Below are 19455 nucleotides of genomic sequence, written 5' to 3'. Positions count from 1 at the left end.
CCCCGGGGCCGCGCGCGCGTGGGGGTGGGTGGCGCACCTGCGCGCCGGCGGTACGACGCCCTGGTCGGCGTGGACCGGCGAGGCGTCGGCCACCGGCCGCGTGCTGCCCGGGGCCCAGCAGCTCGAGCTGCTCCGCCGCCTCAACCTGGCCGGCGGCGTGGCGCCCGAGCTCGCCCAGCGGGTCCTGACCGCCGCGGCACCCGGTCGTGGCAAGCCCGACCTGGCGCTGGTCGGCGTCCCGCACTCGGACTACGGCCCGCGTCCTGTCGACCCCGGTGCCCTGCCCGCCGACGAGCTGGTCCGGGTGGCCACCAGCGTGCTCGCCGAGGACGTCGTCGGCCTCGGCGTGCCTGCGGACGCGCGGGGCCTGCCGCGACCCTGGGCGCGCCACCACCGGGTGGCCGGCGACCCGGTCGTGGCCGCCGCCGCGCGCGAGGCGCTGGGTCCCCGCCACCTCGGCCATGGCCGGATGGTGGTCGTGGGCGCGCCCCTGGACCAGATGCTCGCCGACGTGTGGACCCGGCGGTGCTTCGAGCGCGGCTCCTTCGCCTGGTCGGAGTGGCTGCGGTTCTGGCGGCAGCGCGACCAGCTGCCACCCCGCATCGACCTGCCCGCCGTCGCCGAGCGCCACGGCGGCTCCCCGGGAGGCGTCGTCGTGGTCCTCGACCCGACCGCGCTGCCCCACGCCCTCGGCGTACGTCGCCTGCCCCCGCTGCGGCGTCCCGGCGCCGACGCCGCCGAGCTCGCCCGCCGGATCGCCACCGTCGTCGGCGTGCTGGTCAGCACCGACGAGCGGGCGGCGCTGATGTCGCGGACCCTGTGGCCGCGGATCCCGCTCACCACGATGCCGCCGGTGAGCGTGCCCGACGAGCACCGGGAGTGGGTGACGCGCGCCGCCGAGCGGATGACCCGCGGCCTGCAGCGGGCTGGCTACCCTGTCGTCGGCGATCCCGCCGCCGTCGCCCCGGTCCTCACGGGCGAGACGCCGGCACCGGGGCGCCCCGACGCGGCGGTGCTCGAGCTCGCCGTGCGGATGCTCGTGGACGACGACTGGACGAAGGAGACGCGGTGACGACCTCCCCGACCCCGCCGACCGGCCACGAGCCGCCCCGGCGGCGCGTCCTGCTGCACGTCGGCACCCCCAAGACCGGCACGTCGTACCTCCAGGACGTGCTCTTCCGCAACCGGGAGGGCCTGCGCGGCCACGGCATCCTCTACCCGGCGGACCGCTTCGACGGGCACTTCCTGGCCGCGCTGGACCTGATGCGGCTCACGTGGGGCGGCCTGGAGACCCAGGCCGTCGGCGCGTGGGACCGGTTGTCCGAGCAGGTGCGCGCCTGGCCCGGCACCTCGATCATCAGCCACGAGATCCTCTCCACCGCCTCCCCGATGCAGATCGACCGCGCGATGACGTCGTTCGGCGAGGGCGTCGAGGTGCACCTCATCGTGTCCGCGCGCGACCTCGTGCGGCAGGTGCCGGCTGAGTGGCAGGAGAACGTCAAGCACCGCAGCCTCGTCTCCTACGGGCACTTCCTGGAGATGATCCGCGACCCCGACCGCGACACCCGGATCGGCTCGTGGTTCTGGGGCGCCCAGGAGATCCCCGACATCCTGGATCGCTGGGGCGCGATCCTGCCCCCCGAGCAGGTGCACCTGGTGACCGTGCCCCGTCCGGGTGCGGCGCCGGACGAGCTGTGGCGCCGCTTCAGCCGCACCTTCGGTCTGGACGGCCTGGACCTCGACCTCACCGCCGAGCGGGCCAACCCGTCCCTCGGCGTGCCGGAGACCGCGCTGCTGCGCCTGGTCAACAAGCGGGTCACGCCGGTCGTGGACCCGCCCGACTACCGACCGCTCGTGCGCGAGCTGCTCGCCCACCAGACCCTGTCGCGGCGTACGTCGAGCGCGCGCCTCGGCCTGCCGCCCGCCACCCACGCCTGGGTCCAGGACCTCTCGCGCTCGTGGATCGCGGAGGTCGAGCAGCGGGGGTACGACGTCGTGGGCGACCTCGCCGACCTCCTCGGCGCCCCGTCGGAGGGCTTCACCGACCCCGACACGGCCCCCGCCGAGGACCTGCTGCCGGCGGCCCTCGACGCGATCACGGCGCTGCTGGTCGAGGGCTCACGGCTGCGGGAGTCGGAGGCCAATCTCGGCCGCGAGCTCGAGGAGGCCCGTCACGAGCTCCACCTCGCCCGCCGGTCGACGGCGGAGCGGACCGTCCAGGCGCTCGAGGCCCGCCCGGGCGGGCGACGGGCGCTGGGTGTCTACCGCCGGGCGCGTCGGCGCCCGCACTGACGTCCCCGGCGCCGGCGACGGGTCAGGGTCGCCGCGTGCGCGCCAGCAGCTCGCGGTCGGCGTACCGTCCGACGCGCCACGTGTAGTAGCCGTCGGCGCTCGCCCCGACCACGCCGCCCACGACGGGCACGCGGCGCCCGACGGTCGTGGCGAGCCGCTTGCCGGCCATGCGGGCGAGGATGTCGGAGGCGACCACCGCGGCGATGACGGCGTCGAGGTTGACGTCGTGGGCCGGTGCGGTCGCCAGCGCCATCGGGGGCGCGGGGAGCTTGCCCTTGGCCACCAGGGTCTCCACGGCGTCCTCGCCCAGCAGGGTCATCAGGATGGCGTTGCGGACGCGGGGGTCGTCGAGGTCGTGGCCGCGCAGGTGCGCGATGCCGGCGATCATCCGGCACTGGAGCAGCGTGAGGCCGGCGATGTTGGCCGGGATGGCGACCGCGGCGGTGACGAGCCCGCCGACGTTGGTGAGGAAGCCCTGGGCGCCGGCGAGGCGGACGTGGTTCTCGATGACCTCGTGCACGGCCCGCTCGACGTGGCCGCGCTGCTCGGCGAGCTGCTTGTCCGCGGCCTTGGCGGCGGGCGGCAGCGGGCCGACGCCGTCGATGGCCCGATTGAGCGACTCGCGCACGAACGAGGTGGTCAGCCCGGGCGCGAGCTCGGAGATCTTGGGGGCGAGGTGTCGGCCGACGGATCCCTTCATGCTCATGCCTCCAGCCTACGGGCGGCCACCACCTCCCACCGGGCGGACGGCCGCCCCGGGGCGAGGGTCAGCGTCGCCTCTCGCAGGAGATCGCACGCTCCACCGAGACGCAGGTGTCGCGCCCGCTGCTGCCGTTGGCCCGGTCGCGCCCGCGCCCGCCATCGATGAGGTCCCGTCCGCCGGTCCCGTAGAAGCTGTCGTCGCCACCGCGACCTCGGGCCGTCAGGGAGCGTCCGCCGAGCACCGACAGCCGCTCGTCGGCCCCGGTGCCGATGAAGGTCCAGTGCGGGTGGCCCCCGCTGACGTCGAGGCGCTCGACCTCGAAGTACCCCAGCCGGGTGGTCGAGCCGGTGAACGTGATCCGGTTCCGCGGTCGGTCCACGCGCACCTTCTCGCCGGTGCCGAAGGCCCGGCTGAGCCGGAGCCGCAGGGAGTCGTGGCCACCGTCGCCGTCGATCTCGGTGCGGGTGCCGGGCTGGAGCTCGTAGTCGATCTGGTCCTTGCCCGCGCCGGCCGAGACGTCGACGGGACCCTCGGCATACACGCGGTCCTTGCCCGGGCCGCCGCGCAGCGAGCCGCCGGAGATCGGGGAGGTGGTGAGGAAGTCGTTGCCCCCGTCCCCRGAGAGGCGGTCCGTGCCGCCGCCGGAGATCAGGCCGTCCGTCCCGGGGCCGCCGTCGGCGACGTCGTCCCCGCCGTCGAGCGCCGGGAACGAGGTGGTCGCGTCGACGCCGCCGTCCACGACGACGTGGTCGTCCCCGGCACGGCCGTCCACGACGTCGTCGCCGTCCCCGGCCTGGATCAGGTCGCGGTACGGCGAGCCGGTGATGCGGTCGCCGAAGGCGCTGCCCACCACACCGGCCGGGCCCTCGACCACGATCGTGTCGGTGCCCTCGCCGGTGGCGGTCCCCGCGGTGAGGTCCACGGTCACGGGGCCGGCGGCGTCGGCGTACACGACCCGGTCGAGGTAGCCGAAGTCGACCTGGTGGATGTGGAGGGCCTCCCTGTCCGCGCCCAGGTCCACGAGGTCGTCGCCCGGTCCGGGCGCGATCAGGTCGGCGGTGTAGCCGTCGTCGATCGAGTACTCCCCGTCGAGGCCGCCGAAGAGGCGGTCGTCGCCCGTGCCTCCGGCGATCCGGTCGGGGCCGTCGAGCCCGCAGATCACGTCGTTGCCACCCGCGCCGTCGATGGTGTCGCGGCCCGGGGTCCCCACGATCACGTCGTCGCCGGGGGTGCCGACGACGGGCGCGGTCTCGTAGTCCGTGGCCGGGACCTCGATGGTCGCCGCGCGGCCGTCGCAGGTGGCGGCGGCCCGGGCGGGTACGCCGGTGAGTGCGCCGAGCGCGAGGGCGGCGCCGAGCGCGGGGACGAGCAGGGTGGTGGTGCGCATGTGTCCTCCGAGAGTGGTGCGCGGGATCTGGTGCCCGGTGAGAGTCCGCGGGGGCGAGCAAAGTTGCCGCGACGTTGGCTACCGTGCCCACCATGTCCCCCGTCCACCCTCCCGACACCTCGTGGGTCTTCCCGGACCCCGAGCTGTGGGACCCGGAGGACGACCTGGTGGCCGTGGGCGCGGACCTGGAGCCCGGCACGCTGCTCCGGGCCTACTCGTGCGGGCTGTTCCCGATGCCCATCGGCCCGCCGCAGGACCCGATGGGCTGGTTCTCGCCCGTACGTCGCGGGGTGCTGCCCCTGGACGGGCTGAAGGTCTCGCGGTCGCTGCGGCGCTCCGCGAAGGAGTTCGAGATCCGGGTGGACACCGCGTTCGAGGAGGTCATCGACGCGTGCGGTGACCGGCGCCGGCCCGACGGCTGGATCACCCGCGACGTGCGGTCGGCGTACCTCGAGCTGCACGAGCACGGGTGGGTGCACTCCGTCGAGGCGTGGCGCGACGGGCGCCTCGCCGGCGGCCTCTACGGGCTGGCCATCGGCGGGCTGTTCGCGGGGGAGTCGATGTTCCACCGCGAGCGCGACGCCTCCAAGGTGGCGCTGATGGGTCTCGTGGAGCTGCTCTCCGACGCCCACGCGGCCGACCGGGTGCTCGACGTGCAGTGGCAGACCCCCCACCTGGAGAGCCTCGGTGTGGTCGAGCGCTCCCGGGCCGCCTACCTGGGAGACCTGCCCGTCGCCCTGCACCTGCCGCTGCCGGCCGCGTTCGACCCCTCCGCGGCAGGTGTGGGGATCCGGGGATAGGGCAGGGTGGGGGTGACAGGCGCCCCGCGCCGCACCCCAGTCCCAGGAGAGATCCATGAAGCCTGCCCTGCTCGCCGCCTCGCTCGTCCTCGTGGGCGGCTCGGCCGTCGCCTGCGGTGGAGGAGGCAGTGATGGCGCCCCCACCGACGCCAGCCAGGACGACTACTGCACGAGCTACCAGAGCCTGTTCTCCGACATGTCGGGCATGACCGAGGCCAGCGACAAGGAGATCATCGCCAAGATCAAGGACTGGGCGGCGACGATGGAGAAGACCGGCACTCCCGAGGACATCTCGGACGACGCGCGCGCCGGCTTCGAGACGACCCTCTCCCTCATCGACGACCTCGACGACGACGCCAAGCAGGCGGACTTCGAGAAGATCGATGACGGCCTGTCCGAGGCCGAGACCAAGCAGGTCGACGAGTTCGACACGTACACGACCGACACCTGCGGCTCGGTCATGGACAACATGCAGCCCCCGGAGCTCCCGTCCGAGACGCCGAGCACCCAGTGACGCCCGCCCCTCTCCGCGTGGTCGGGGACCCGCACGTCGTGTAGCCCTGCGGAGAAAAGATCCTGCCCGCCGATGTCGTATCCGCCGCACGCCGTTCGTGGAACGGTTGAGGTGGGCCACCCGGCCCGCGCACAGATGAGGAGCAGACATGACCCAGTACGCGATCTACTTCAACCAGCAGTGGGTCGGCGACCACTCCGAGGAGTGGTTCCGCAGCCGGGGCCCGCTCGCGAGCGCCGTCGTGGACGAGATCAAGGCCGCCGGACACTACGTGTTCGCCGGCGGGCTCGAGGAGGACATCACCGACGCGTTCAGCGCGGACGCCACCAGTGGGTCGGTGGTCGTCACCGACGGTCCCTACGCGGAGACCAAGGAGTACCTCGGTGGGATCACCATCGTGGAGGTGCCCGACGTGGAGACCGCCCGGATGTGGGCCGGCAGGATCGCGGAGGGGTGCGGCTGGCCCCAGGAGGTGCGTGTCGTCAAGTAGCGGCCCGTCGCTACTTGAGCAGGCGGCTCATCCGGCGGTCGGCGAGCGGCTTGCCGCCGGTCTGGCAGGTCGGGCAGTACTGCAGGCTGGAGTCGGCGAAGCTGACCTCGCGCACCACGTCGCCGCACACCGGGCAGGCCTGGCCGGTGCGACCGTGCACGGCGAGGTGGCTCTTCTTCTCGCCCTTGAGCTCGCTGGCGGCCAGGCCGCGCGAGCGCTCGACGGCAGCGCCGATGACGGTGCGGATGGCGTCGTACAACGTCTGGACCTCGGCCTCGTCGAGCGAGCTGGCCGGCTTGTACGGCGACATCCGGGCGGCGTGCAGGAGCTCGTCGGAGTAGGCGTTGCCGATGCCGGCGATGGTGCCCTGGTGCCGCAGCACGCCCTTGATCTGCTTGCGACCCTCGTGCTGGAGGATCCCGGCGAGCACGTCGACGGTGAACGCCGCGTCGAGCGGGTCGGGGCCGAGCCGGGCGATGCCCTCGACCTGCTGCGGGTCCCGGACCACGTAGATCGCCAGGCTCTTCTTGGTCCCGGCCTCGGTGATGTCGAGGCCGGGAGTGGTCTCGAAGTCCGGGTCGTCGATGACCACCCGGGCGGCGAGCGGGTTCTTGCTGTTGGGTCGGGCGGGCAGCGCGGGGACGTCGTCGCGCCAGCGGATCCAGCCGGCCCGGGCGAGGTGGACGATGAGGTGGGTGCCGCTGGCGGTGATGTCGAGGAACTTGCCGTGTCGGGTGACGTCCTCGACGAGGGTGCCGTGCAGCGACTGCAAGGGCGGGTCGAAGGTCTTCAGCGCGCTGAACGCCGCCAGGTCGATGCGGGCGATGGCGCGGTCGACGAGCCGGCCCCGGAGGTCCTGGGCCAGCGCTTCCACCTCGGGCAGCTCGGGCATGGCGCGAGTCTAGGCGGGTGACAGGCCTTGTGGGCGGGGTCACACTGGAGTCATGGCCCGGCCACGACCGCTGCCCCGCACCGGGGGCGTCCTCCTCGACCCACGGGGCGAGGACCGGTCGCTGCGCGTCTCGTGGCACCCCGAGGCCGACGTGGTGGTGCTCTCGCTGTGGCGCGACAACCTCTGCGCCGGGACCTTCCGCCTCACCGTCGACGAGGTCCCCGACCTCATCGCGCTGCTCCGCTCCGGGCTCACCGAGGCGTACGCCGTCGCCCGCGACCGCGCCGAGCGCGGCGGCGCCCTCCCCGGGGGCGGGCAGCAGGCCGGCTGAGCGCACGACGACTCGATCGGCGTGTCTCGCAAGATCTAAGGAATCGGCTAGACAGCCCGATACCGTCGCATCGTGGACCCGATCCGTAACCCCTACGCCCCCGGTGCCGGCCAGCGCCCGCCCGAGCTGGCCGGCCGCGACGAGCAGCTCGCCGCCTTCGACGTCGTCCTCGAGCGGGTGTCCCGGGGCCGCCCGGAGCGCAGCCTCGTCCTTACCGGGCTGCGCGGCGTCGGCAAGACCGTGCTCCTCAACGCCCTGCGCAGCGCCGCCGTACGCCGCCAGTGGGGGACCGGCAAGCTCGAGGCCCGCCCCGACCAGGGGCTGCGCCGGCCGCTGAGCGGCGCGCTGCACCAAGCGGTCCGCGAGCTCGGCCACCGCGACGCCGACAGCGTCGACCACGTGCTCGGCGTCATCAAGGCCTTCGCCCAGCGCGACGCCGGCCCGGCCGCGAGGCTCAAGGACCAGTGGAGCCCGGGCATCGACGTCCCGGCCGTCCGCGGTCGTGCTGACTCCGGCGACATCGAGATCGACCTCGTCGAGCTCTTCACCGACCTCGGGGGACTGGCCGCCGACAAGGGCAAGGGCATCGCGATCTTCATCGACGAGATGCAGGACCTCGGTCCCGACGACGTCTCGGCGCTGTGCGCGGCGTGCCACGAGATCAGCCAGTCGGGGCTGCCGGTCATCGTGGTGGGCGCCGGGCTGCCGCACCTGCCGGCCGTGCTGTCGGCCAGCAAGTCCTACTCCGAGCGGCTCTTCCGCTACCAGCGCATCGACCGGCTCACGCGCGAGGCGGCCGACCTCGCGCTCACCGTCCCGGCGGAGGACGAGGACGCGCTCTACGAGGCAGCCGCGCTGGAGGCGATGTACGCCGCGACCGGTGGCTACCCGTACTTCATCCAGGCCTACGGCAAGGCGGTCTGGGACCGGGCGCCCCGCTCACCCATCACCGCCGCCGACGTCGCGGTGGCCGCTCCGGAGGCCGACGCAGAGCTGGCGGTCGGCTTCTTCGGCAGCCGCTACGAGCGAGCGACCCCGGGGGAGCGGGACTACCTGCGGGCCATGGCCGACGTGGCCGGCACGGAGGTGGACGCCCCCGACGCGGTCCCCACCGCCGACGTCGCGGCGGTGCTGGGCAAGAAGCCGCAGTCGCTGAGCCCGGCACGGGACTCACTGCTCAAGAAGGGGCTCATCTACTCCGGCGAACGCGGTCGGATCGCCTTCACGGTGCCGCACTTCGGGCGCTACCTGCGCGAGCACACCAGCTGATCACCGCGCCCAGGCGGGCAGCCGGTGCACGACGGCGTACGTCCCGGCGCTGACGGCCGCCGAGAGGAACGGGGCAGCGGACCGATCCTGTCCGCCATGCAGAGGAGGGTGGACCCATCGACCACCGACGAGGGAGCCCCACCATGCTCGAGCCGACCACCCACTCCGAGTCCGCCGCCCTGACCGCCTTCCTGCGCGAGCAGGTCGTCGCCGCCCGCACCGCCGCCCACGGCCTGACCGACGAGGAGGCGCGCCTGACCCCCACCCGCTCGGCGCTGAGCATCGGCGGGATCCTCAAGCACCTCACCACGGCGTGGGTCGGGTGGGAGCGCCGCGAGGCACAGAACCGCGGGGAGCGGGGCTGGCAGCTCACCGAGGCCGACTACGGGACCTTCTACGGCAGCTTCGCCCTCACCGACGACGAGACCCTCGAGCAGGTCCTCGAGCGGTACGACGCCGCGACCGACGCCCTGCTCGCCGCCGTGGAGGCGTCGGATCCGGCCGCCGAGGTGCTCGAGGCCCCGGCCCCGTGGTTCGGCCGGACCGAGCCGAGCCGGGTCACCCGGCGCTTCCTGGTGCTGCACATGATCGAGGAGTTCGCCCGTCACGCCGGGCACGCCGACGTGATCCGTGAGCAGCTCGACGGTGCCCAGGCGGGCCAGCTGACGATGGCCGTGGAGGGCATCGAGGGCAACGACTTCATGCAGCCGTGGCGCCGCGAGCCGGCCACCGCCTGAGGGGGCCGACGGGGGTCGGGGGTGGGCGCCGGCTTGCAGTGACTAATCTCTAGCGGTTTACTACGGATTCGTCCTGACCACCCGCCCAGGAGCACTCATGACCCTCGCCGCCCCCGCACCGGCGTCCCACGCCGCACCGCCCGACGCCAGGTCGGCCCGCAAGGTCGCCCTCGCCTCGGCTGTCGGCGCCACCATCGAGTGGTACGACTTCTTCCTCTACGGCACCGCCGCGGGCCTCGTCTTCGACAAGCTCTTCTTCTCCGGCCTGGACGGACCCGCGGCGCAGTTCGCGGCCTTCGGCACCTTCGCCGTCGGCTTCCTGGCGCGCCCCGTCGGCGGGCTCATCTTCGGCCACTTCGGCGACCGGCTCGGTCGCAAGAAGATGCTGATCTGGACGCTGGTGATCATGGGCGCCGGCACGGCCGCGATCGGCCTCCTGCCGTCGTACGAGTCCATCGGCGTCTGGGCGCCCGTGCTCCTCGTGCTGCTCCGCATCCTCCAGGGGATCGGGGTGGGCGGCGAGTACGGCGGCGCGGTGCTGCTGGCCGTCGAGTTCGCGCCCGTCGAGCGTCGCGGCTTCTTCGGCAGCTTCGCCCACATCGGCGTGCCGGGCGGGCTGTTCCTGGCCAGCGGTGCGTTCGCGATCGCCAGCCAGCTGCCCGACGAGGAGTTCCTCGCCTGGGGCTGGCGGGCGTGCTTCCTGGTGAGCGTCGTGCTGCTCGCCATCGGGGCGTGGATCCGACTCTCGGTGATGGAGACCCCGGCCTTCCAGGTGGTGGCGAAGGAGAAGGAGATCTCCGCGATGCCGGTCACCGAGATGGTCCGCCGCCAGCCGCGACGGCTGCTGCTGGGCATGGGCACCCGCTACATCGAGGGCTTCACGTTCAACCTGTTCTCGGTCTACCTGCTCGCCTACTCCGTCAACACCGTGGGAGTGCCGCGCTCGACCGTGCTCAACGCGATCATCGTCGGCGCGCTGGTCGGCGTGGTGCTCGTGCTCTTCTCCGGGCACCTGAGCGACCGGGTCGGACGCAAGCCCGTCTACCGAGCCGGCGCGACGCTGGCGCTGCTCTTCGCGTTCCCGGCCGCCTGGCTGGTCCAGCAGGGGACGACGCTCGCGGTGAGCGTGGTCTTCATCGGCGGCCTCGGGGTCCTGTACGGCGTCATCTACGGCCCACTGGCCGCCTTCTGGTCCGAGCTCTTCGACACCCGCTACCGCTACTCCGCGCTCTCCACGCTCTACCAGGTGTCGGGGATCCTCGCCTCCGGCCTGACCCCGCTCATCGCCRCCTGGCTGGTCACGGTCGGGGACGGCACCTTGTGGTGGGTCGCCGGCTACAACGCCCTGGTGGCGGTCATCTCGCTCACCTGCGCGGCGTTCCTGCCCGAGACACGCGGGCGCGACCTGCAGGTGGACGAGGCGCCGGCGTCCGGGAGCCCTACGCTCGTGGCATGAGGCCGCAGGTCGTCGCCCACCGGGGAGCAAGCCACGACACCGCCGAGCACACCCTGCGTGCCTACACCCGGGCCATCGACCTGGGCGCCGAGGCGCTCGAGTGCGACGTCCGCCTGACCGCCGACGGCCACCTGGTGTGCGTCCACGACCGGGACCTGCGGCGTACGGCGTCCTCGCGCGGCCTCGTGTCGACGATGAACCTCGCCGACCTCGACGAGCTGGACTTCGCACGGTGGAAGAACCCGTGGTCCGACCTCGACGACGAGGCGGCGGAGCTCGACCCGGACTACGGCAAGGTGCTCACGCTGCGCAAGCTCCTCGAGACCGTCGCGGACGCCGACCGCCGCATCGAGCTGGCCATCGAGACCAAGCACCCGACCCGGTACGGCGGGCTGGTCGAGAAGCGGGTCGTCGAGCTGCTCTCCGACTTCGGCTGGGACCGCGCCGGCAGCCCGGTCCGGGTGATGAGCTTCTCCTTCACCGCGCTCCAGCGCACCAAGCGGCTGGCGCCCGACGTGGACGTCGTGATGCTGGTCGAGAAGGCGCACCACTGGCCGATGCTGCGCCGGGTGGTCGGCGACGACTGGATCATCGGCCCCGGGATCGACGAGCTGCGCGAGCACCCCGGGCTGGGCCGCTCGCTGCGCCGCTCGGGTCGCCAGGTGCACGTCTGGACCGTCAACACCGCGGCGGACCTCCAGCTGTGCCTCGACCTCGGCGTCACGGCCGTCATCACCGACCGGCCAGCGGACGTGCTCGAGCTCCTCGACGGAACGCCCGACGGAGACGTTGGATAGCCTCGCCCCCATGGCAAAGAAGTCCCGCACCAAGGCCCGTGACACCACTGCTCCCGCCGAGGGTGAGGTCGGCCCGCGCCAGCCCTGCCCCTGCGGCTCGGGCAAGCGCTACAAGGCGTGCCACGGTGCCGCCGGAGGCGCCGCCCCCGTCTTCGTGAGCCGGCCCTTCGAGGGCATGCCGGGCGAGTGCGACGTCATCGCGCTGCGCGAGCTGGTCCCCGCCGCGACCGTGCCGCTCGACGTCAAGGGCACCGACCGCGAGGTCCGGCTGTGCACGCTGCTGCCGATGGCCGCGCCCGCGATGGTCCGTGACTCCGGGGCGATCTGGCTCGGCCTCCAGGTGGCCCACCAGTACGGCGACCCCGCCCGTGACCTCGGCGCGGTGCTCGAGAAGGCCCTCGCCACCGAGGAGCCGGGCATCATCGGCCTCACCGAGGCGCCCGGCGAGGGGCCGCGCCTGCAGGACCTGATCAACGACACCGAGCTCGACATCACCGTCCACGACGGCTTCGGCTACTGGATCGACGACGTCGAGGACCGCGACGCCTCCATGGAGGCCGCACTCGAGCAGGCCGACAGTGCCGCCAACCCGACGACCAGGCTCGCGGGCGTCGAGGCGGCGTACTGGACCAACGTCGGCACCAAGGAGCACCTGCGCTGGGTGATGCCGCACCCGGAGGACGAGCTGCTCGACGCGCTCGCCCGCCTGCACGCCGCCGGCAAGGACGGCGTCGCCGAGGGCTCGCGCTTCGTCGGCATGTTCCGTGCGCACGGGCTGCTGGCGCCGGTCTGGGACCTGCCCGTCGGCACCGGCGCCGAGGTGCTCGAGGAGCCGGCCGCGCGCTTCGCGGCCGACCTCGAGAAGGCGCTCGCCGACACCTCCGACCTCACCCCCGAGCAGCGCTCCGCGCGCGCGGGACTGGCCAACCGGCAGGTCACCATTCGCTGAGCCAGCCCGATTTGCCGGAAGGGCTTGTCGCCCTTGTGGTCGGAGGGTAGGTTTTCGCTCGCCCGGTCGTTGTTGTTTCCCCCGTCAACAGCGGCCGGGCTTCCAATTTCCCGGCCCCGTCGTGCGGCCGGACGAGGCGTCTCCGGGGCGTCGGTACGGGCCTGTTCCCGTCCGCCGAGTGTTCCGATCGCCCTCGCCGACCTCGATTCGGCCGTCAAGCGACTGTGGCACTCGTCACACCGTGAGCACGCCCGAACGGGCCATTATCCCGCCTGAGCCCCGCCTGACGCCGCGTGGGCACCCCCCAGGGGAGGGTCTGCGCGAAATTTGACTCATGCCGACGGCAAGTTACTGTCAAGTCCGTCACAAGGTGAGCGTCGCGTGCACCACATGCTTCGCAGCGCGCACCGTCCCCCTACCCCCCTCCGATCCCCCGGGATCACGAACAAGTTCACACCGAGCGCCAACGTGCTCCCCGCTGTCGCGGGTGATGCCGACCGTGCGTTCGTCTCCTGCCGCTCGATGCGGCGCGGGAGATCACCGCTGTGCCGGACGTGCATGCACGTCCGGAACTTCGCGCGCCCCCCCGACGGGGCTCCGCCTTGCGGAGCGCCGGATGACGCGCACCTGGTCGTGCCCCCGCACGGYCAGTCCCCCCACAGGAAAGTGTTCGAGAAGTTGTCCCCCAACATGAAGAGAACATCCACCGCCCTGGCGTTCGTCACCGGTCTTGCCGGACTCGCCATCGCGACCCCGGCCGCGCAGGCGGCGACCAGCGACGCGACCGCCTCGGTCGACGCCCACGTCGACGCGGCGAAGAGCGGAGCCAACTACGGCTCCAGCACCAGCCTTCAGGTCGACGGGCGTGCCGCTCGCACCAAGCAGGCGTTCCTGAAGTTCACCGTGCCGGCCGTCGCCGCTGGTGAGGACCTCGACTCGATCGCGCTGCGACTGCGTCCGAGCGTCTCCTCCAGCCGCGGTGTCACCGTCTACCGCACCGGCGCCAGCTGGGCCGAGCAGACCATCAACTGGTCCACGAAGCCCACCGAGCGCACCCGGCTGGGGTCGTCCGACGCCCTGGTCGCCGGCAGCACCGAGACGATCACCCTGGACCCGTCGCTCGTCACCCCCGGCGAGGTCCTGAGCCTGCGCGTCGAGACGACGGCCACCAAGGCCCTCTCGTTCGCCTCGAGCGAGACCGGCACCGCGGCCAACCGCCCGGCGCTGCGCGTGAGCACCTCGGCCGTGAACACCGACACCCCGCCGGCGACCACCCCGCCGACGAGCCCGACGACGCCGCCGACGAGCCCGACGAGCCCGACGACCCCGCCGTCCAGCTCCACCTTCCCGCCCGTCACCCCCGTCGCCCCCAAGGTGATCGGGATGAGCGCGCCGTCCAGCATGTGGGCCCAGCGCATCCAGGAGGTCGGCGCCAACGGCGTCAAGGCCCGCCGCATCTTCGCTGACCTCTCCTCCAGCGGCTCCAACCAGCTGTCGCTGATCAAGGAGGCCATCGCCGACGGCATGATGCCGGTCATCTCCTACAAGGTCCCCGACCCGGCGACCCTGGCCAACGGTGGCTACGACGCGTGGCTGACCACGCTGCGCTCGCAGCTCACCAGCCTCGACGCCCCGGTGACCGCCACGTTCTGGCACGAGCCGCGCGGCGACATGGACCCGGCCGTGTTCCGGGCCGCGAGCCTGCGGTTCTTCAACCTCGTGGACGCCCCCGACATCGCCGTCGGCCCCATCCTGAACGGGTTCCTGCTGGACCGTCAGGTCGCCGAGTTCGCGTCGTACACCGACGCCACCCTGCTGAACAAGTGGGAGTTCGTGGCCGTGGACTCCTACCAGTCCGGCAGCGTCGACGCCCCCGGCGACTCGCTCCCGGCCCGCGCCGTCCCGCTGCTCGCCTCGTGGATGGACTCCGTCGGTCACCCCGACACCCCCCTCGGGCTCGGCGAGTACAACGGCTTCACGGCCCAGGCCATCGCGGAGGCCGGCGAGAGCATCCTGTCGACCCCCGAGCTGTGGTTCGGCCTCGCCTGGAACTCCCAGGGCGGCTCCTACGCTCCCCTGGCCGGCGACCGCATCACCGCCTACCAGAAGACCAAGGCCGACGCTCGCGCGATGCGTTGAACCTCCCGGGCGTGACCTGCGCCCGATAGCGCCGCACAGCACGGACTGACGAAGGCCCCCAGCACCTCGCGACCCGAGGTGGTGGGGGCCTTTCCGGTTCGTTGACCGCCGAGTCTGTACGTCAGCCCTGCCGCGGCCGGCGCAGGCTCCACGCCTCGAGGCGCGAGTACCCCTTGACCGAGACGCGACGCAGCCGCTTGAGCCGGTACGCCGGGGGCTCGAGGTCCTGGGCCTCGGCCGGCTCCGGGCCCGGGTCGGTCTCGTCGGGCGGGGGCGCGAGCGCGTCGTGCATCCCCCGGTCGACGACCACGGTGCCCGGGCGGGCCACCGAGGTGAGCCGGGCGGCGATGTTGACCGTCGGGCCGAAGACGTCGCCGAGACGGCTCACGACGGGCCCGAAGGCCAGCCCGGCCCGCACGGCGGGGAAGGGGTCGTCCTCGTCGAGGCCGCGCCCGGTGAGCTCCAGCGCGATCCTCACGGCCGCGTGCGGGTCGTCGGCGGTCACCAGGATCTCGTCGCCGATGGTCTTGATGACCCGCCCGCCGTGGTCGACGGCGATGCCGGTCGCCTCTTGCTCGAAGCGCTCGATCCATGCGACGAGCTCGCCCTCGTCGAGGTTCTGGCTCTGCGTGGTGTAGCCGACGATGTCGATGAAGCAGACGGCCATCTCGGTGCTGGTCGCCTCCCTCGACTCGACCGACAGCAGCCGGCTGGCGGCGCTGGCCAGGTGCCGGCGCCACACGTAGGACTGGAGCGCCTCGACCCGCGGCAGCACACCGGCCGCGAGCTCGGCCATCCGCACGTCGGGTTCCGCACCCTCGACGGCCAGGCCGGCGAGGAGGCTGGTCTGCCACTCGGCCAGCCGCGCGTAGCTGCGACCCCAGGTGCGCACCAGGGCGGCCTGCGAGTCCTCGCCGAGGATGCCGATGCGGCGCAGGTCGGCAGTGAGCTCGAGGGCCCGTACGTCGCTGTCGGTGAAGGCCACGTCGTCGTCGCCCCGGTGGGCGAAGCCGAKCAGCCGCCACAGCTCGGTGGCCACCGAGAGGGGGACCCCGGCCCGCTCGGCCACCTCGACCCGGGTCAGGCTCGGCGGCCCGCCGAGGAGGAACGCCTCGACGTCGTCGTACGCGTCGGCCAGGACCGCCGCCGGTGGCGGATCCCCCGCGCCGGCCGTCCGGTCGTCGGGCGACGGGGACGGCGGAAGCTCGTCGGTCAGGACGGGCCCTGACGCTCGGCGGTCGCCGACCGCACCGCCTCGCCGAAGGCCGGCACCTCGCCGACCAGGCGCTCCAGCACCTCCCCGCTGAAGTGGATGACGCGCAGCGGGGTCAGCGCCACCACGCTGGCGGTGCGCAGCGAGTGGTTGAGGATCGCCGCCTCGCCGAGGATCTGGCCCGGTCCCAGGACGGCGACCTCCTGGCCGCCGCGGCGTACGGAGACCTCACCCTCCTCCAGGATGTAGGCCTTGTCGGCCGGAGTCCGCTCCGAGATGGGGGACCAGCCCTGCGGGAGGGTGATCGGAGTGCCGGCGGACCTGATCCTGGCCACCTCGCGCGGGGACAGGCCGTCGAAGATCGAAGTGCTCATGCGTGGTGCCTCTCTGGGTGCACACGTCGGGGGTTCGACCCTCCAACGAGTGAGCGCCCCCGACGTGATGCGTGACCTGCGCCGCGTCGGGTCAGTCGACCGGCAGCGGCTCGCGCGAGACCGGGCACGACATGCACCGCGGGCCGCCGCGGCCGGAGCCGAGCTCGGAACCGGCGATGCGGACGACCTCGATGCCCGCCTCCTCGAGGCGGTCGTTGGTCTCGTCGTTGCGCTCGTAGGCCACGGCCACCCGCGGCGCCAGGGCCAGGGTGTTGTTGCCGTCGTCCCACTGCTCGCGCTCGGCGGTGACCGGGTCGAGGCCGGTGTCGATCTGGTGCAGGGTGTCGATCTGCATGGCCTTGGCGGCCGCGACCAGGAAGGGCTCCGGCTCGGCGACGGCGAGGACCATGTCGGAGTCGGCCGAGCCCCAGTCGGCGACCGTGACCGGGATGGCGGTCAGGGTGTGGGCGACGTTGGGATACATCACGACCTTGTCGACGTCGACCATCGTGCAGACGGTGTCGAGGTGCATGGTCGCCCGCTCCTGCGCGATCGGCACCGCCAGCACGGTGTGCGCGAGGTCGGCGTCGAAGACCTGACGGGCCAGGCGCTCGACGCCTGCGGGCGTCGTACGCTCCCCGACCCCGACCGCGATGACGCCGGGGGACAGCAGCAGCACGTCGCCGCCCTCGACGTGCTCGTTGTGCCAGCCGTGGATCTTGCGGGTCTGTCCAGCGAAGCGCGGGTGCTCGGTGTAGATCAGCTCGGTCAGCTGGGTCTCGCGCTTGCGCGCCGGCATGGCAAGGCTGGTGACGGCCACCCGGTCGCGGATCCACACGCTGGAGTCGCGCGTGAACAGCAGGTTGGGGAGCGGGTCGATGAGGAAGTCGTACGGGCTCAGCAGGCTGGTCACCAGGCCGTGGCCGCCGCGCACCTCGTCGTTGCGGATGCCCGCCGTCAGCACCTGGGTCAGCTCGGCCGGGGTCGAGTCGCGCAGAGCGGTCGCGAGGTAGCGACGCAGGGTGTCGCCGAGGTGCAGCCCGCTGAGAGCGGAGGTGATCGCGTGGTTGCGCGCGCTCTCGCTCTCCAGCGTCTCGGTGAGCAGCTCGGTCAGGTAGAGCACCTCCACGTTGCGCTGGCGCAGGGTGTCGGCGAACGCGTCGTGCTCGTCCTGGGCCCGGCTCACCCACGGGATGCCGTCGAACAGCAGCTTGTCGTTGTTGCGCGGCGTCAGTCGCTTCAGCTCGGGGCCGGGACGGTGGAGCATGACGGTCCGGAGCGTGCCGACCTCGCTGTCGGCGCCGTGGGTTTCAACCATGCGCTGACTGTAGTGGCCCCGGGCGGGTGCGCCCACCGCTGCCGCGGCGACCGCGCCGATCAAGGGGTACGCCGCGCCGCCCACTCCTCGGCGAGGACCGCCCAGCGCTGCGAGTCGGTCCACTCGCCCTTCGACCAGAAGTCGCCCTGCGCGTCCATCTCCCGCCGCATCCCGAGCCGTCGGGCCAGGGCGGCCGAGCGCGCGTTGCGGGTGTCGAGGTCGGCGTACAGCCGGTGCACGCCATAGTGGCCGAAGGCCAGGTCGATCATCGCGGTGGCCGCCTCGGTGGCGATGCCCCGCCCGCCGACGTCGGGGTTGAGCACCCACCCGATCTCGGCCATGTCGTGGCCCTCGCCCTTGAGGAAGAGCACCAGGTCGCCCACCACCCGGCCCTCGAGCTCGATGAAGAGGTTGCAGGCCAGGTGGTCGCGCGGCCCGGTGAGACGGCGGCGCAGCACGTCGTCGATCTCGGGACGGGTGAACACCTCGTGGAGGAGGTGCTCGGTGACGTCGGCACGGCCGTAGTAGGCGTACATGTCGTCGGCGTCGTCCATGGTCGCGCGCCGCAGGACCAGCCGCTCGGTGCGGATCGGGAGCTCGGGCAGCGGCGGGGTGAGGTCCTCGCGGGCCTGCTGGACCCGCTGCCAGGTGCCCGGTCGGCGCCCGAAGCGCAGGTCGTCGTACGACGTCCGGGGCAGGAGCAGGTCCTCGAGCCGGGCGATCGCCTCGCCGACCATCCCGCGGCCGACGTGGTCGCGCGGGGTCTCGCCCAACCTCGCCAGGCCGGCGTCGAGCTGGGCGCTCCACCGGGCCTCGTCGCGGAGGGTGAGGGGGGTGACGTGCCGCAGGCCGACGCACTGCCCGGAGAGGTACGCCGCCCACGCCTCCTCGGCGTCCACCTGCGCGTCCGGGGCCCAGTAGCCGACGAACCAGTCGTGCAGCCGCTCCGGACCGCCGGCCCACGCGATCGGGTCGAGGTGGTCGCGGGGGACCATCGGGGTGCCGTCGGAGAGGTGGTAGGACGGCAGCGGGACCAGGCCGGCGGCCATCAGCTCCAGCTGCTCGGCGCTGGCCGGGACGAACCCCGTGCGCACGTAGGTGTCGTCCACCTCGGACATCGGGTGCTCGCCGTTGACCTCGAGGTAGCGGCGCCGCACCTCCGCAGCGGCCGGCCCGCCAGGCGTCAGACCCGGGTCATCTCCCACACGGTCAAACATGCCATGAGCAGGCACACGGCCGCACCCAGGTAGTGGAGCACGCTGAGCCTGACCCGGCTCAGCAGCACCCGCCCGACGATCACGGCCAGGCCGCTGACGGCGAGCAGGGCGCCCCAGGCGCCGATGAAGACGCTCACCGGGTCGTCGTACTTGGCGACCAGGGACAGGGTCAGCAGCTGCGACAGGTCGCCCCACTCGGCGGCGAAGAGCACCAAGAAGCTGGTGAGGATCACCTTGAGGCCCTGCGCCTCGCCGGCCTTCGCGGCGAAGTCCTCCTCCTCGTCCGCCTCGGCGGCGTCGGCGGAACGGGCCTCGCGCAGCAGGACCACTGCACCGATCAGGAACATCAGGGCGGCCGCGACGTGGACCACTGTCTCGGGCAGGAAGCTGGCGGCCTTGCCGAGCAGGACGGCGATGAGGGTCTGGACCAGGAAGGCCAGGCCGACACCGATCCACACGAACAGCGGCCGGAACTTGGTCGAGAGGACCAGGGTCGCGATGAAGGTCTTGTCCGGCAGCTCCACCACGAAGATGGCGGCGAAGGTGAGGGCGACGACGACGAGATCCACCGGCACAG

At 72.8% G+C, this 19455-nt stretch carries 20 protein-coding genes; 12 read left to right on the top strand and 8 right to left on the bottom strand.

The annotated features are described in order from the left end of the window. Together AC1DQF_RS13105 and AC1DQF_RS13100 are read left to right on the top strand one after the other, a co-directional pair. Positions 1–1072 (top strand): hypothetical protein (locus AC1DQF_RS13105; protein WP_477525660.1); only part of this gene is annotated, 1072 nt, incomplete at its 5' end. Next, positions 1069–2292 carry a hypothetical protein gene (locus AC1DQF_RS13100; RefSeq protein WP_477525659.1) on the top strand — a complete coding sequence of 408 codons (1224 nt, stop codon included), beginning with the start codon at positions 1069–1071 and terminating at the stop codon, positions 2290–2292. The genes AC1DQF_RS13105 and AC1DQF_RS13100, both read left to right, overlap by 4 nt. Positions 2293–2314: 22 nt before the next feature. Here AC1DQF_RS13100 and AC1DQF_RS13095 read toward each other — a convergent pair whose 3' ends face one another. Beyond that, entirely contained in the window at positions 2315–2998 is a 684-nt protein-coding gene (locus AC1DQF_RS13095) for an EcsC family protein (RefSeq protein WP_477525658.1), read from the bottom strand. 61 nt (positions 2999–3059) lie between these two features. Then, positions 3060–4382 (bottom strand): calcium-binding protein, encoded by a 1323-nt coding sequence (locus tag AC1DQF_RS13090; RefSeq protein ID WP_477525657.1) that lies wholly within the window; start codon positions 4380–4382, stop codon positions 3060–3062. A gap of 92 nt (positions 4383–4474) precedes the next feature. Here AC1DQF_RS13090 and aat point away from each other — a divergent pair, with 92 nt between their 5' ends. The 3 genes from aat (at position 4475) to AC1DQF_RS13075 (ending at position 6186) form a co-directional block, all read left to right on the top strand. Beyond that, positions 4475–5182: a leucyl/phenylalanyl-tRNA--protein transferase gene (gene aat, locus AC1DQF_RS13085; RefSeq protein ID WP_477525656.1), complete on the top strand. Its 708-nt coding sequence runs from the start codon at positions 4475–4477 to the stop codon at positions 5180–5182. 55 nt (positions 5183–5237) lie between these two features. Further along, positions 5238–5696 (top strand): hypothetical protein, encoded by a 459-nt coding sequence (locus tag AC1DQF_RS13080; protein WP_477525655.1) that lies wholly within the window; start codon positions 5238–5240, stop codon positions 5694–5696. A 148-nt stretch (positions 5697–5844) separates the two neighbouring features. Further along, the gene (locus tag AC1DQF_RS13075; protein ID WP_477525654.1) at positions 5845–6186 is read left to right on the top strand and encodes a YciI family protein; all 342 of its coding nucleotides are present in this window, start codon (positions 5845–5847) and stop codon (positions 6184–6186) included. Positions 6187–6196: 10 nt separating this feature from the next. Here AC1DQF_RS13075 and AC1DQF_RS13070 read toward each other — a convergent pair whose 3' ends face one another. Continuing rightward, entirely contained in the window at positions 6197–7078 is an 882-nt protein-coding gene (locus tag AC1DQF_RS13070; RefSeq protein WP_477525653.1) for an Fpg/Nei family DNA glycosylase, read from the bottom strand. 52 nt (positions 7079–7130) lie between these two features. Here AC1DQF_RS13070 and AC1DQF_RS13065 point away from each other — a divergent pair, with 52 nt between their 5' ends. From AC1DQF_RS13065 to AC1DQF_RS13035, 7 genes are all read left to right on the top strand, one after another. After that, positions 7131–7409: a hypothetical protein gene (locus AC1DQF_RS13065; RefSeq protein ID WP_477525652.1), complete on the top strand. Its 279-nt coding sequence runs from the start codon at positions 7131–7133 to the stop codon at positions 7407–7409. 72 nt (positions 7410–7481) lie between these two features. Continuing rightward, positions 7482–8678, top strand: a complete 1197-nt coding sequence (locus AC1DQF_RS13060; RefSeq protein WP_477525651.1) for an ATP-binding protein — start codon at positions 7482–7484, stop codon at positions 8676–8678. Between the two features lie 143 nt (positions 8679–8821). Further along, on the top strand, positions 8822–9415 hold the full coding sequence (locus AC1DQF_RS13055; protein ID WP_477525650.1) for a mycothiol transferase: 594 nt from the start codon (positions 8822–8824) through the stop codon (positions 9413–9415). A 97-nt stretch (positions 9416–9512) separates the two neighbouring features. Further along, positions 9513–10871 (top strand): MFS transporter, encoded by a 1359-nt coding sequence (locus AC1DQF_RS13050; protein WP_477525649.1) that lies wholly within the window; start codon positions 9513–9515, stop codon positions 10869–10871. Then, positions 10868–11668, top strand: coding sequence for a glycerophosphodiester phosphodiesterase (locus AC1DQF_RS13045; RefSeq protein WP_477525648.1), 801 nt, complete (start codon positions 10868–10870; stop codon positions 11666–11668). Before AC1DQF_RS13050 ends, AC1DQF_RS13045 begins: the two co-directional genes overlap by 4 nt. A gap of 10 nt (positions 11669–11678) precedes the next feature. After that, positions 11679–12617, top strand: coding sequence for a DUF5926 family protein (locus AC1DQF_RS13040; protein ID WP_477525647.1), 939 nt, complete (start codon positions 11679–11681; stop codon positions 12615–12617). A 690-nt stretch (positions 12618–13307) separates the two neighbouring features. After that, entirely contained in the window at positions 13308–14756 is a 1449-nt protein-coding gene (locus tag AC1DQF_RS13035) for a CBM96 family carbohydrate-binding protein (protein ID WP_477525646.1), read from the top strand. A gap of 121 nt (positions 14757–14877) precedes the next feature. Here the strand turns inward: AC1DQF_RS13035 and AC1DQF_RS13030 are convergent, their stop codons facing one another. The 5 genes from AC1DQF_RS13030 to AC1DQF_RS13010 all read right to left on the bottom strand — a co-directional run bounded on the left by AC1DQF_RS13030 (position 14878) and on the right by AC1DQF_RS13010 (position 19447). Then, positions 14878–15825 carry an adenylate/guanylate cyclase domain-containing protein gene (locus AC1DQF_RS13030; RefSeq protein ID WP_477525645.1) on the bottom strand — a complete coding sequence of 316 codons (948 nt, stop codon included), beginning with the start codon at positions 15823–15825 and terminating at the stop codon, positions 14878–14880. Positions 15826–15968: 143 nt separating this feature from the next. Continuing rightward, positions 15969–16343 carry a cyclic nucleotide-binding domain-containing protein gene (locus AC1DQF_RS13025; protein WP_477525644.1) on the bottom strand — a complete coding sequence of 125 codons (375 nt, stop codon included), beginning with the start codon at positions 16341–16343 and terminating at the stop codon, positions 15969–15971. A 91-nt stretch (positions 16344–16434) separates the two neighbouring features. Further along, positions 16435–17661: an arginine deiminase gene (locus AC1DQF_RS13020; RefSeq protein ID WP_477525643.1), complete on the bottom strand. Its 1227-nt coding sequence runs from the start codon at positions 17659–17661 to the stop codon at positions 16435–16437. A 59-nt stretch (positions 17662–17720) separates the two neighbouring features. After that, positions 17721–18878, bottom strand: a complete 1158-nt coding sequence (locus tag AC1DQF_RS13015) for a GNAT family N-acetyltransferase (protein WP_477525642.1) — start codon at positions 18876–18878, stop codon at positions 17721–17723. Beyond that, the gene (locus tag AC1DQF_RS13010; protein WP_477525641.1) at positions 18845–19447 is read right to left on the bottom strand and encodes a TMEM165/GDT1 family protein; all 603 of its coding nucleotides are present in this window, start codon (positions 19445–19447) and stop codon (positions 18845–18847) included. Before AC1DQF_RS13010 ends, AC1DQF_RS13015 begins: the two co-directional genes overlap by 34 nt. Positions 19448–19455 lie beyond the last annotated feature (8 nt).

Source organism: Nocardioides sp. P4_G4 (assembly GCF_056401085.1).
Note: the sequence above shows the minus strand (reverse complement) of the source record. Positions and strands in the feature narration are given on the sequence as shown.

Excerpts from the sequence above, each read along its gene's own strand:
- AC1DQF_RS13075 (WP_477525654.1), top strand. The coding sequence starts at position 5,845 with ATGACCCAGTACGCGATCTACTTCAACCAGCAGTGGGTCGGCGACCAC.
- AC1DQF_RS13095 (WP_477525658.1), bottom strand. The coding sequence starts at position 2,998 with ATGAGCATGAAGGGATCCGTCGGCCGACACCTCGCCCCCAAGATCTCC.
- AC1DQF_RS13025 (WP_477525644.1), bottom strand. The coding sequence starts at position 16,343 with ATGAGCACTTCGATCTTCGACGGCCTGTCCCCGCGCGAGGTGGCCAGG.
- AC1DQF_RS13065 (WP_477525652.1), top strand. The coding sequence starts at position 7,131 with ATGGCCCGGCCACGACCGCTGCCCCGCACCGGGGGCGTCCTCCTCGAC.
- aat (WP_477525656.1), top strand. The coding sequence starts at position 4,475 with ATGTCCCCCGTCCACCCTCCCGACACCTCGTGGGTCTTCCCGGACCCC.
- AC1DQF_RS13040 (WP_477525647.1), top strand. The coding sequence starts at position 11,679 with ATGGCAAAGAAGTCCCGCACCAAGGCCCGTGACACCACTGCTCCCGCC.
- AC1DQF_RS13045 (WP_477525648.1), top strand. The coding sequence starts at position 10,868 with ATGAGGCCGCAGGTCGTCGCCCACCGGGGAGCAAGCCACGACACCGCC.
- AC1DQF_RS13080 (WP_477525655.1), top strand. The coding sequence starts at position 5,238 with ATGAAGCCTGCCCTGCTCGCCGCCTCGCTCGTCCTCGTGGGCGGCTCG.
- AC1DQF_RS13070 (WP_477525653.1), bottom strand. The coding sequence starts at position 7,078 with ATGCCCGAGCTGCCCGAGGTGGAAGCGCTGGCCCAGGACCTCCGGGGC.
- AC1DQF_RS13055 (WP_477525650.1), top strand. The coding sequence starts at position 8,822 with ATGCTCGAGCCGACCACCCACTCCGAGTCCGCCGCCCTGACCGCCTTC.
- AC1DQF_RS13015 (WP_477525642.1), bottom strand. The coding sequence starts at position 18,878 with ATGTTTGACCGTGTGGGAGATGACCCGGGTCTGACGCCTGGCGGGCCG.
- AC1DQF_RS13020 (WP_477525643.1), bottom strand. The coding sequence starts at position 17,661 with ATGGTTGAAACCCACGGCGCCGACAGCGAGGTCGGCACGCTCCGGACC.
- AC1DQF_RS13035 (WP_477525646.1), top strand. The coding sequence starts at position 13,308 with ATGAAGAGAACATCCACCGCCCTGGCGTTCGTCACCGGTCTTGCCGGA.